This is a genomic window from Sphingopyxis sp. SCN 67-31 (assembly GCF_001725095.1).
Genome location: NZ_MEFH01000057.1, coordinates 59,353 through 71,113, shown reverse-complemented (window position 1 = coordinate 71,113; position 11,761 = coordinate 59,353). Strand labels below are relative to the sequence as shown.

The following is an 11,761-nucleotide window of genomic DNA, read 5'->3' as shown; positions in this document are numbered from 1 at the left end:
CGGCGCCGAAAGAAAGAACGGCCCCCTTCGACTGCCTTGCAGGCGCTCAGGACAGGCTTCGACAAGCTCAGGGCAAACGGTTCAGATTTAATGCTCGATACTCTAAGCCTCGCCGTCCCTCCCCTGAAGGGGAGGGAGTTAATTATGTTATTGTTCAGCCAGCTTTTTAAGCGCAGAATGTCGCTTCTTCATAACGGCCCGTGCAACCGCCAGCTGCTCATCCAATTCGTTGGATGCCAAGGCGCGCAAGATTTCGCGATCCTCGGTCATAATGGCCTCGGCAACGCGCATCTGGCGCTTCGACTCCTTGTCCATCACTCCGCCGCCTTCTCCGGCCTGGCCTTCGCCTTGCCCTTGCCGGCCTTGGGCGGGGCGGGGGTGATTTCGAAAGCGAGCGGGTTGCCGACCTTGGCGTCCTCGCCCTGCTTCATCCTCACCTTGACCTCGCCGCCGTGGACCAGCTTGCCGAACAGCAGTTCCTCGGCGAGCGGCTGCTTGATCTTCTCCTGGATCAGGCGGCCCATCGGACGGGCGCCATAGAGCTTGTCATAGCCCTTGTCGGTCAGCCACTTGCGCGCCGCCTCGTCGAGCTGGATGTGGACGTTGCGGTCGGCAAGCTGCAGTTCGAGCTGCAGGATGAACTTGTCGACGACGCGCGCCACCACCTCTGGCGGCAGATAGCCGAAGGGCACGATCGCATCGAGGCGGTTGCGGAATTCGGGGGTGAACATGCGCTTCACCGCCTCTTCCTGCACATCCTCGCGTGTCGCGTTGCCGAAGCCGATCGATTCGCGCGTCATGTCGCTGGCGCCCGCATTGGTCGTCATGATCAGGATGACGTTGCGGAAATCGACCGTCTTGCCGTGGTGGTCGGTCAGGCGGCCGTTGTCCATCACCTGCAGCAGGATGTTGAACAGGTCGGGATGCGCCTTCTCGATCTCGTCGAGCAGCAGCACGCAGTGCGGATTCTGGTCGATCGCATCGGTCAGCAGGCCGCCCTGGTCGTATCCGACATAGCCCGGCGGCGCGCCGATCAGGCGGCTCACCGAATGGCGCTCCATATATTCCGACATGTCGAAGCGCTGGAGCGGAATGCCGAGCAGCGCCGCGAGCTGCTTCGCCACCTCGGTCTTGCCGACACCGGTCGGGCCGCTGAACAGATAGTTGCCGATCGGCTTTTCGGGATCGCGCAGCCCGGCGCGCGACAGCTTGATCGCCGACGCCAGCACCTCGATCGCGGTGTTCTGTCCGAACACCACGCGCTTGAGGTCGGTCTCGAGGCTTTCGAGCACCTTCTTGTCGTCGCTCGACACCGACTTGGGCGGGATGCGCGCCATCGTCGCGATCACCGCCTCGATCTCCTTGGGGGTGATCGTCTTGCGCCGCTTCGACGGCGGCACCAGCATCTGCATCGCGCCGACCTCGTCGATCACGTCGATCGCCTTGTCGGGCAGCTTGCGGTCGTTGATGTAGCGCGCCGACAGTTCGACCGCCGCGTTGATCGCGTCGGCGGTATATTTGACATTGTGGTGGCTCTCGAACGCCTCGCGCAGCCCGGCGAGGATCTTCTTGGTATCCTCGAGGCTCGGCTCGATCACGTCGATCTTCTGGAACCGGCGCAGCAGTGCGCGGTCCTTCTCGAAGTGGTTGCGGAACTCCTTGTAGGTCGTCGAGCCGATGCAGCGGATGACGCCGCCCGACAGCGCGGGCTTGAGCAGGTTCGATGCGTCCATCGCGCCGCCGCTCGTCGCGCCGGCGCCGATCACCGTGTGAATCTCGTCGATGAACAGGATCGCGTGCGGCAGGCCCTCGAGTTCGGAGACGACCTGCTTCAGCCGCTCCTCGAAGTCGCCGCGATAGCGCGTGCCGGCGAGCAGCGCGCCCATGTCGAGCGAATAGATCACCGCTTCCTTGAGCACGTCGGGCACGTCGCCCTCGACGATCTTGCGCGCGAGCCCTTCGGCGATCGCGGTCTTGCCGACGCCGGGATCGCCGACATAGAGCGGGTTGTTCTTGCTGCGGCGGCACAGGATCTGGATCGTGCGGTCGACCTCGGCCCCGCGGCCGATCAGCGGGTCGACCTTGCCGCCCTTCGCCTTTTCGTTCAGGTTGACGGTGAACTGGTCGAGCGCGGTTTCCTTCTTGTTCTTCGCCTCGCCCTTGTCCTTCGCTTCTTCCTTCTCCTCGGGCTCGGCCTGCGCGGCGGGCTTGCCGCCCTTGCCGACGCCGTGGCTGAGATAGGAAACGGCGTCGAGCCGCGTCAGGTCCTGCTGCTGGAGGAAATAGACGGCATAGGATTCGCGCTCCGAAAACAGCGCGACGAGGACGTTGGCGCCCGTCACCTCGTCCTTGCCCGACGACTGGACGTGCAGGATCGCGCGCTGGACGACGCGCTGGAAGCCGCTGGTGGGGCTGGGGTCGCTGTGTCCCTCGACCTTCAGGCTGTCGAGCTCGGTGTCGAGATAGTGGACCACCGCCGATTGCAAGTCGCCCAATGCGACGCCGCAGGCGCGCATCACCTCGGCGGCGTGCTCGTCGTCGATCAGCGCATAGAGCAGATGCTCCAGCGTTGCATATTCATGGTGCCGCTCCGACGCGGCCTTCAACGCGTTGTGCAGGGTCTTTTCGAGCGATTCCGAAAAGGACGGCATGGGTCGTTCTCCTTGCGAGACCCGCCGGGGAGAGGCGGACCCCTGGGACCACAAGGTGGCGATGCCGCCGCTTCACCGCAAGGGAAAAGCGGAAGCCACGGTCAAATTAGAGCCACAGCCTTGCTTCATGGTTAACGAAGCTTTGGGAAAGGACGGCGGCGAACGCCGAAATCCCGGCTTTGAACGACGTGCCCTGTGCTCCCGCGAAGGCGGGAGTCCAGAGCGGTACAGGCGGGCGTCGGCGTCAGGACGCCCTGGGTTCCCGCCTGCGCGGGGACACGAGAATAGTTCCGGAAATCCTAAACCGTCAGCACGATCTTTCCGACATGCTCCCCCGCCTGCATGCGGGCGTGCGCGGCGGCGGCTTCGGCCAGCGGGAAGCGCCGGTCCATCGCCGGCTTCCAGCCGCCCTCGGCAAGCTGCGGCCACAGCGTCCGGTGAATCTCGTCGGCCAGCGCCGCCTTGAACGAGGCGCTGCGCGCGCGCAGCGTCGACCCGGTCATCGTCTGCCGCCGCCGCATCAGGCTCGATATGTCGACCTGTGCCGTCGCGCCGCGCTGGAAGGCGATGCTGACGTGGCGCCCGTCGTCGGCGAGGCAGGCGAGGTTGCGCGGCACATAGTCGCCCCCGACCATGTCGAGCACGACGTCGACGCCCTTGCCGTCGGTGAACGCCTTGACCGCCTCGACATAACCCTCGGTCGAATAGTCGATCGCGAGGTCGGCGCCGAGCGCGCGCGCCGCGGCGCATTTTTCGGCGCTGCCGCACGTCACTGCGATGCGGATGTCGAACAGCTTGCACAGCCCGATCGCGGTGGTGCCGATGCCGCTGGTGCCGCCATGGACGAGCACCGTCTCGCCGTCCTTGACCCAGCCCCGTTCGAACAGATTGTGCCAGACGGTGAAGACGGTTTCGGGCAGCGCCGCCGCCTCTTCCATCGAAAAGCCCGCGGGCACCGGCAGGCAGCTTCCTGCCGGCGCGATGCAATATTCGGCATAGCCGCCGCCCGCGACGAGCGCGCATACCGCCTGTCCCAGCAACTCCGGGTCGCCGCCCGGTCCGATCGCGGCGACCGTCCCCGCGACCTCCAGCCCCGGCAGGTCGGAGGCGCCCGGCGGCGGCGGATAAAAGCCCATGCGCTGCAGCACGTCGGGGCGGTTCACTCCCGCCGCGGCGACGCGGATCAGCACTTCGTCGGGTCCCGGCTGCGGCAGCGGCCGCGTCTCCGGCACCAGAACTTCGGGTCCGCCCGGTTCGCGGATCGCGATGGCGGTCATGCTCGCTGGCAAGCTGGTCACGCTCTGAAATCCCCCACTAGCTCCACCCGCTCTCCGCGCCGCCGGTCCCGGTCCGCCAGCGCCCGTGGTTCGGGCAGGCGGATGCGGATCGTGTCCGGGGCGACGGCGGAAAGGGCGAGGCGTCATCCTTGTGGCCCGCCTTATTGACAGAGGGACGGCACGGGTCAACAGTCGCGCGCCATCGGCCGCGACCGGCGCGAAAGGAAACGCCATGGACGACGACGATCTTCCCCGCCGCCGCGACGACCTGCTCGCCGCGCTGATTCGCCAGCCGCTCGACCCGCTGTCGGTCGACGAACTCGCCGACCGCATCGCTGTACTCGAAGCCGAAATCGAACGCACCAGAAAGCACGCCGCCGCCGCGGGCAGCTTCAAGGCGAGCGCGGAGGCGTTGTTCCGCAAAGGCTAATATGGTGGAATCAAGGTCCTTGTCATCATCGTCATCCCGGGCGGGACCCGGGGCCCCGCTTCCTTTCGCAAGCGGACCGAGGAAAAGCGGGATCCCGGGTCCAGCCCGGGATGACGAAATCAAGGAAGCGAACTTCGGATTCAGGTGACCAGGGTGGCGCCCTCTAACGATCGACCACCAGACAGGGGCGGCCGTCCTTCTTCACCGCCGAGCAGAAGGATTCGGCGTCGGCCTTGCTCGCGAAATCGCCGACCTGAAGGCGGGTGAGCTTGCCGCTCTTGACCAGATAGGGCTGGCGCGCGGCCGCCGCGGGATAGGCTTTCTCGACCGACCGCCACAGGTTCCGCGCATTCGCCTCGACGCCGAAGGCACCGAGTTGCACGCGCCACGGGCTCTTTCCGGCGGCGGGAGCGGGGGCGGGTTGTGCCGCTTTCGGCGTGGCGACGACCACCTTCTGCTGCACGGGAGCAGGCGCGGGCGCGGGCGCAGGAGTCGGCGGAGGCGCGGACGTTTCGGCGGGCGGCAGCGGCCCCTTTTCGGGCGGCGCGGCATAGCTGGTGCCCGGTGCCGCGGGCTGCGACGGCGGCGGCGCGACGACGCGGATCGCGCCGGGCGCCGTCTGGACGGTGTCGGCTGGAGCTTCCTTCGCGGCCGCGGTTGCCACATCGGCGTTGGCCGCAGCCTCGGCCGCCGCGGCGGCGGCGTGCTGCGCGGCCGGCGACAGCGGCGCCGCAGGCTTGGGGGTTGGGGCGGGCGCCGGTGCCGGCGCAAGAACGGGCGGCGGCGTGTAGAGCGTGCCGGGGACCGAGGCGGGCAGGCTCGCGGTCTGCACCGGCGACGGCGCGGATTTCGGCGCTTCGGGCGCGGCGGCGTTCACCGCGGCGAGCCGTGCGCGCTGCTCGTTCTTCTCCATTTCGGGCAGCAGCGCGAGGCCCCGCTGCCGCTGGTCGAGCGGAATCAGCCGGTCGAGCTGCGCGAGGCGAGCCGAGGCGATGCCCAGTCCGGCATCGCTCGCGCGCTTGGTCAGCGCATAGGCGCGCGGCCAGTCCTTCGCCGCGAGGTCGCCGTTGAACATCGCGGTGCCCAGGACATATTGCGCGCGGGGTTCGCCGCGCTCGGCCGACCGGGTGATGAAGGGCATCGCCTCGTCGCGGCGATTAGCGGTGAAGAGCACGAGGCCCAGATTGTCTTCGGCCTGCAAATGCCCCTGTTTCGCGGCACGACGATACCAGCCTTCGGCCTGGCCGAGGTCGGCGGGCACGCCGCGGCCGAGCTTGTAGGCCTGGCCGAGGTTGAATTGCGCGTCCGGATCGCCGGTGATCGCGAGCGGGCGCCACACGGCCACCGCCTTCGCATAGTCGCCCGCTTCCCAGGCATCGACGCCGGCCTTGACGTCGGGCGCTGCCGCCGCTGCCGGCGGCGCGGCCTTGGTCGCGGCCAGCGCGGGCGCGGCGAGCAGCACGGCCGGGATCAGCGGCGCGGCCAGCAAGAGGGTGCGGTATGAACGCATCGGCAATCTCCAATGAACGGCGTCACTTGACGAGCGAGCAGTTCCGCCCGCCGTCCTAATCCCAAATGGCTAACACCCCGTTAGCGAAAAACGCGGGGTCGCGGCTTTTGATCCGAAATGGCACAAGCGTCTCTTAAGCTCTTGTTGACCATGAGCGCGAACCGATCGTTCACCATCTTTTCGGCATCGTTAACCCAATTTTAGGCTCCCGCGTGGCATCCCGTCGCCAATTCGAGGATATCCAGGGGGACAGTCGTGCGCGTTCTGGCATTGGCTTCACAAAAAGGCGGATCGGGCAAGACCACCCTGTCCGGGCATCTCGCGGTGCAGGCGCAGCTTGCCGGCGCCGGTCCCGTCGTTCTCATCGACATCGATCCGCAGGGCTCGCTCGCCGACTGGTGGAACGAGCGCGAAACCGACCTTCCGGCCTTCGCCCAGACCACGGTCGCGCGGCTCGCCTCCGATCTGGAGATCCTGCGCCAGCAGGGCTTCAAGCTCGCGGTCATCGACACGCCGCCGGCGATCACCATGGCGATCCAGAGCGTGATTTCGGTCGCCGAGCTGATCGTCGTCCCGACGCGTCCCAGCCCGCACGACCTGCGCGCCGTCGGCGCCACCGTCGACCTGTGCGAGCGCGCGGGCAAGCCGCTGGTGTTCGTCGTCAACGCCGCGACGCCCAAGGCGAAGATCACCAGCGAGGCCGCGGTCGCGCTGTCGCAGCACGGCACCGTCGCGCCGGTGACGCTGCACCACCGCACCGACTATGCCGCCTCGATGATCGACGGCCGCACGGTGATGGAGGTCGATCCGAACGGCCGCTCGGCCGAGGAGGTCCGCCAGCTGTGGACCTATATCAACGACCGGCTGGAGAAGAATTTCCGCCGCACCGTCTTTTCGGCGCCGATGCCCGCGCAGGCAGGTTACGGCGCGGTGCGTCCGCTGGGCGGGGGCTTCGGCCGCCGCATCGCGGGCCAGTGAGCGGGGGAGCGGAACTCATGGGCGAACCCAAACCACTTGCCTCGCTGAGCGCCGGCCTGCTCGCCCGCAAGGGCGCGGCGCGCCCCGCGATGCGCCGCCAGCCGCTCGGCAGCGGCCCAGCGCCGCTCGTCCAGCCGGGCTATGACGATCTCGGCTGGAACGACATGGGCTATGACGTCGATCCGCAGCAGTCGTCCGAACCGGCGCATATGGTCGACCTGAAGCCGCTGCTCGCCGGATCGGTGCTGCAGCACAACAGCGAGGCCGAACAGGCGGTCGAGGACAGCGCGGTTCCCGACGCGCCGCTCCCGGCACCCGAAGCCGAGGCACCCGCGAATCCGCCCGCGATTCCAGAGGTCGTGCGCCAGCAGGAATCGCTGCTCGACCGCGTGGCCGCCGTGGCCCGCAAGGTCGAACGGCGCCCCGAAGCGAAGGCGCCCGAAGGTCCGGCGCGCGCGCCGCGTGCCCGCGACAAGGCGGCCTTCACGCTGCGCCTCAATGCCGAACGCCATCTGCGCCTGCGCCTTGCGAGCGCGGTGACGAACCGCTCGGCGCAGGGCATTTTGACCGATTTGCTCGACGATTATCTCTCGTCGCTGCCCGAGATCGACGCAATGGCGAGCCGCCTGCCGGCGGCGCGTCCGGCGCGCCGGGCGCGGCAGCGCTAAGACCCGAGTTTTGGGGGGACTGTAAAGATGAACCGCAAGATGCTGATCAAGCTCGCGATTTCGGGATTCGTCCTGGGGGCGGGCACGGCGGGCTGCGCGAGCGCGGGCTCGGCGGCGACCGAACCGGCGCGCACCGCCGACGCCGACGCCGCCGCGAAACAGGCCGACAAGGCGCGCAGCGCGCTCGAAAAGGGCAAGGCCGCCAAGGCCGTTGCGCTCGCCGAGGCGGCGGTCGCGGGAAGCCCGCGCGACGCCGGTTATCGCACGTTGCTCGGCCAGGCCTATCTGAACGACGGGCGCTTCGTTTCGGCGAGCACCGCGCTGACCGAGGCGATGGAACTGGGCGCGACCGACAGCAACACGGTGATCGCCCTGACGCTCGCCTATATCGCGCAGGGCAAGAATGCGGAGGCAGTGGAATTGCTGCGCGCGCACGACGACACGGTGCCGGCATCCGACGCGGGGCTGGCGCTCGCACTCGTCGGCAACAGCGAGGCGTCGCTCTATACGCTCGGCGAAGCCGCACGGGCGCCCGGCGCCGATGCGCGCACGCGCCAGAATCTCGCGCTCGCCCTCGCGCTTTCGGGACGCTGGGCGCAGGCGCGCATCCTCGCCGCGCAGGACCTGTCGCTCGACAAGGTCGAGGGCCGCATGGCCGAATGGACGAAACTGGCCGAACAGCCGAACCCCGGGGTCCGCATCGCGACCCTGATCGGCACCAGCATGCGCGCCGACGGCGGTATGCCGGCCCGCCTCGCGCTGCAGGCCAGCACCGACACCCGGATGGCCGCTGCCGATGTGCCGGCGCCGATGGCCGCCGCCGACCCGGCGCCGGTCGAGCGCTTTGCGCCGCCGCCGCCCGTCGTTGCCGACGCCGGCGAAGCGATCCGCGCCGTCGAACTGCCGATGCCCGCGCGCGATGCCCACGGCGTCGTGCCGGTCAGCGACCTGCCGGCGCCGCCGAAGGCCGAAGCGCCGGTGATCCTCGCCGATGCGGCGCCCTATCGCCACGCGCCGCGCACCGACGGCGAACGGCTGCGTCCGATGCAGCGCGAGGCGCTCGACATCGCGACCCGGATCGTTCCGCGCGCGATGGGCTTCGACTCGAAGAAGCCGTCGGGATGGGCGGTGCAACTCGGCGCCTATGACAGCCTGGCGATCGCGCAGGAAAAATGGGGCGTGCTCAAACGCCGCAACGCGATGCTGGGCCAGTTCCCCGCATCGAGCCACAGCGCGGTGGTCAAGGGACGCACCTTCCATCGCCTGACGGTCAACGGCCTTGCGAGCCGCGGCGACGCGACCGAGCTCTGCCGCCAGTTGAAGGCGCAGGGGCAGCAATGCTTCATCCGCCAGATGGGCGGCAGCGAAAGCATCCAGTGGGCGGCGAAGGCCAGCCCGGTGCGGATGGCGTCGCGCTGAGTTTTTCGGCACTCCGGGGGGAGTGAAACGGCAGGGGGCGCGGTGGAAAACCGCGCCCCTTCGCTTGCGGGGCCTTGCCGCCATGCCCAATCCGGTATAGAGCGACCGCCAATGTCCGGCCGCCCCGCGAGGGGCGGCCCTTATTATTTCCGCTTGGAGAAGAAGCGCCATGGCCCATGCCGATCCGACCCCGCTGATGCCGCACGCGACCGCCGCCTGGCTGGTCGACAACACCGGCCTGACCTTTGCCCAGATCGCCGAATATTGCGGCATCCACGTGCTGGAAGTGCAGGCGATCGCCGACGAGACCGCGGCGACCAAATATACCGGCCGCGACCCCGTCCGCGCCAACGAACTGTCGATGGAAGAGATCGAGAAGGGCCAGAATGACCCTGGCTACCGGTTGAAGATGACGGTGCAGTCGCAGGACACGATCCGCCGCACGCGCGGCCCGCGCTACACCCCGGTCAGCAAGCGCCAGGACAAGCCCGACGGCATTGCCTGGATTCTCAAGAACCACCCCGAGGTGTCGGACGGCGCGATCGGCAAGCTGATCGGCACGACGCGCAACACGATCAACGCGATCCGCGAGCGCAGCCACTGGAACAGCGCCAACATCGTTCCCAAGGACCCGGTGACGCTCGGCCTCTGCTCGCAGCGCGAACTCGACGCGCTCGTCGCGAAGGCGGCGAAGAAGGCGGGGATCAAGGCGCCCGAGGACAACCGTCTCGAAGGCGACCGCGAGGCGCTGCTCGAGGAACTGCGCGCCGAACGCACTGCCGCCGCCGAAGCGCGCGCCGCAGAGGAAATCGACGAAGCCGGCGGCGAAGCCTGACGTCGGCGATGAAGTTTCCATCCTCGTCATTGCGGGGAGCCGAGGGGGACGCGGCAATCCGGAGCTGCGCAAACCGCTCTGGATTGCTTCCCCCGGATCAGGTCCGGGGTCGCAATGACGGGGAATAACAACATGGCGAACGGCGAGGAAGACGATATTCCGGCGACCAGCGGCTCGCCCGATGCGTCGCTGACCCAGGACGATAATTTCACCGTCACCAGCCATGCGGGGCTCGCCTATCCGTGGGGCGACGCCGCGCCGGCCGCGGGCGAGACGATCCGCATCGCGAACGGCATCAGCTGGGCGCGCATCCCGATGCCGGGGTCGCTCGGCCACATCAACAGCTGGCTGCTCGACGACGCTGACGAGGATGGTGAGGGCGTCGCGGTGGTCGATACCGGCATCTGCCTGACGATGTGCTCGGACGCGTGGAAGGCGCTCTATGCCGGCGCGCTCGCGGACGTGCGCATCACGCGCGTCTTCGGCACCCACCTCCATCCCGACCATATCGGGCTCGCGGGCTGGATCGCGAAGAAGCGCGGGGTGAAGCTGTGGATGACGCGCGGCGAGATGCTGACCGCGCGCGCGATCGTCGCCGATTCGAGCGATACCGCGCCCGAAGAACTTCTCGTCCAGTCGCGCGCCGCGGGCTGGGACGACGCGGCGATCGAGGCGCAGCGCACGCGCGGCTGGAACATGTTCCAGCGCATGATCTTTCCGCTGCCGCGCGGCTATATGCGGATCGAGGACGGCGACCGCATCGCCATGGGCGCGCACCAGTGGCGCGTCGTGACCGGATCGGGCCACAGCCCCGAACATGCCTGCCTGTGGAACGAGCGCGAGGGCATATTGGTGTCGGGCGACCAGGTGCTGCCGCGGATCAGCTCGAACGTGTCGGTCAACATCACTGAGCCCGACGCCGATCCGCTCGGCGAATGGCTCGCGTCGATCGACAAGCTGCTGCGCGTGGTGCCGCCCGACGTGATCACGTGCCCGGCGCACGGCGAGCCGTTCAAGGGCCTGCACGTCCGCCTGACGGCGCTGCGCGACGAACATCGCATGCGGCTCTACAAGGTCGCGGAAGCGGTGTCCGAACGGCCGATGCGCGCGGTCGAGACCTTCCCGCTGCTGTTCAGCCGGCCGATCGGCGAGCATAATCTGGGCCTCGCGACCGGCGAGGCGCTCGCGCATCTCAAGCGGCTCGAGGTCGAGGGCCGGGTGCGCAAGGAGGATCGCGACGGCGTCTGGTGGTATCACGGCGTGGCGTGACGCGACGCCCGCGCGGAGACGCGAAAAGATGAGCGTCTCACACAATGATACGAAGGGGATGAGCTTATGTGCCGCTTCAACCTGAACGGGACAGGCGATAGGGCATCGCGCCTTCAATCTGCATCATCCTTTCTGCCGTTCGTGCTGAGCCTGTCGAAGCACCGTCCTTTTTTTCCGGCGTAAAAAGAAAGGACAACCCTTCGACAAGCTCAGGGCAAACGATTCGGATTTTTAACGCACGATGCTCGAGCGGGACCCCGGATCAAGCCCGGGGCGACGAGGCAGGGAGAGCCATGCGCCGCGTTTCAACCGGTCGCCTTCGCCTTTTGCGCGTGTGGCATCATTCCCCCGGCCGGTGCATTACCCAGCTGAAGGCCATCGCGTTGAAGATGGTATAGAGGCCATAGAGCAGCAGCCCGGTGAACCAGTTGCGCGTCGTGATCGCCAGCGCGCCGACGAGCAGCAGGAATTCGAAGACATAGGTGACGTGCGGCCCCACCTTCTCGGCGAGCGGCCGCACCATCTGCCGCACCAGCGGATCGTCGCTTTCCATGAAGGCGCGATGCATGGCGAAATTGCCGACGCCGGCGCAGAAAATGGCGATGATCGCGATCAGCATGGGAATGCAGATGGGGCAGGCGGGGTGGAAATGCCAGCGGCTTTGCGTTTATGACCGCCTTGGATCGGGACGAAGCCCCTCGATCCGGCCGAAAATTCTCACCTC

General features: G+C 67.9%; 11 protein-coding genes. 6 read left to right on the top strand and 5 right to left on the bottom strand.

Features of this window, described 5'->3' with window-relative positions; translation table 11 throughout:
- Nucleotides 1–147: 147 nt before the first annotated feature.
- From ABS88_RS10720 to ABS88_RS10710, 3 genes are all read right to left on the bottom strand, one after another.
- Nucleotides 148–315 carry a hypothetical protein gene (locus tag ABS88_RS10720; RefSeq protein WP_286749724.1) on the bottom strand — a complete coding sequence of 56 codons (168 nt, stop codon included), beginning with the start codon at nt 313–315 and terminating at the stop codon, nt 148–150.
- Nucleotides 315–2,651: an ATP-dependent Clp protease ATP-binding subunit ClpA gene (gene clpA, locus ABS88_RS10715; protein ID WP_104959830.1), complete on the bottom strand. Its 2,337-nt coding sequence runs from the start codon at nt 2,649–2,651 to the stop codon at nt 315–317. The genes ABS88_RS10720 and clpA overlap by 1 nt, the downstream gene beginning before the upstream one ends.
- Before the next feature lie 299 nt (nt 2,652–2,950).
- On the bottom strand, nt 2,951–3,949 hold the full coding sequence (locus tag ABS88_RS10710) for an NAD(P)H-quinone oxidoreductase (protein ID WP_104959829.1): 999 nt from the start codon (nt 3,947–3,949) through the stop codon (nt 2,951–2,953).
- 211 nt (nt 3,950–4,160) lie between these two features.
- Between ABS88_RS10710 and ABS88_RS10705 the strand changes: the two genes are divergently transcribed.
- Nucleotides 4,161–4,358 carry a DUF1192 domain-containing protein gene (locus tag ABS88_RS10705; protein ID WP_076076616.1) on the top strand — a complete coding sequence of 66 codons (198 nt, stop codon included), beginning with the start codon at nt 4,161–4,163 and terminating at the stop codon, nt 4,356–4,358.
- 163 nt (nt 4,359–4,521) lie between these two features.
- Here ABS88_RS10705 and ABS88_RS10700 read toward each other — a convergent pair whose 3' ends face one another.
- Nucleotides 4,522–5,868, bottom strand: coding sequence for an SPOR domain-containing protein (locus ABS88_RS10700; protein WP_104959828.1), 1,347 nt, complete (start codon nt 5,866–5,868; stop codon nt 4,522–4,524).
- A 255-nt stretch (nt 5,869–6,123) separates the two neighbouring features.
- Between ABS88_RS10700 and ABS88_RS10695 the strand changes: the two genes are divergently transcribed.
- The 5 genes from ABS88_RS10695 (at nt 6,124) to ABS88_RS10675 (ending at nt 11,037) form a co-directional block, all read left to right on the top strand.
- Entirely contained in the window at nt 6,124–6,846 is a 723-nt protein-coding gene (locus ABS88_RS10695) for an AAA family ATPase (protein ID WP_067108446.1), read from the top strand.
- A 17-nt stretch (nt 6,847–6,863) separates the two neighbouring features.
- The gene (locus ABS88_RS10690; protein WP_076076613.1) at nt 6,864–7,514 is read left to right on the top strand and encodes a hypothetical protein; all 651 of its coding nucleotides are present in this window, start codon (nt 6,864–6,866) and stop codon (nt 7,512–7,514) included.
- A 27-nt stretch (nt 7,515–7,541) separates the two neighbouring features.
- Nucleotides 7,542–8,933 (top strand): SPOR domain-containing protein, encoded by a 1,392-nt coding sequence (locus ABS88_RS10685; protein ID WP_076076610.1) that lies wholly within the window; start codon nt 7,542–7,544, stop codon nt 8,931–8,933.
- A 169-nt stretch (nt 8,934–9,102) separates the two neighbouring features.
- Entirely contained in the window at nt 9,103–9,768 is a 666-nt protein-coding gene (locus tag ABS88_RS10680; RefSeq protein WP_199775007.1) for a DUF1013 domain-containing protein, read from the top strand.
- Between the two features lie 114 nt (nt 9,769–9,882).
- Nucleotides 9,883–11,037, top strand: coding sequence for an MBL fold metallo-hydrolase (locus ABS88_RS10675; protein ID WP_234002462.1), 1,155 nt, complete (start codon nt 9,883–9,885; stop codon nt 11,035–11,037).
- 340 nt (nt 11,038–11,377) lie between these two features.
- Here ABS88_RS10675 and ABS88_RS10670 read toward each other — a convergent pair whose 3' ends face one another.
- A complete protein-coding gene (locus ABS88_RS10670; protein WP_067108458.1) occupies nt 11,378–11,656 on the bottom strand; it encodes a hypothetical protein in 279 nt (92 codons plus the stop codon).
- Nucleotides 11,657–11,761: the final 105 nt, after the last annotated feature.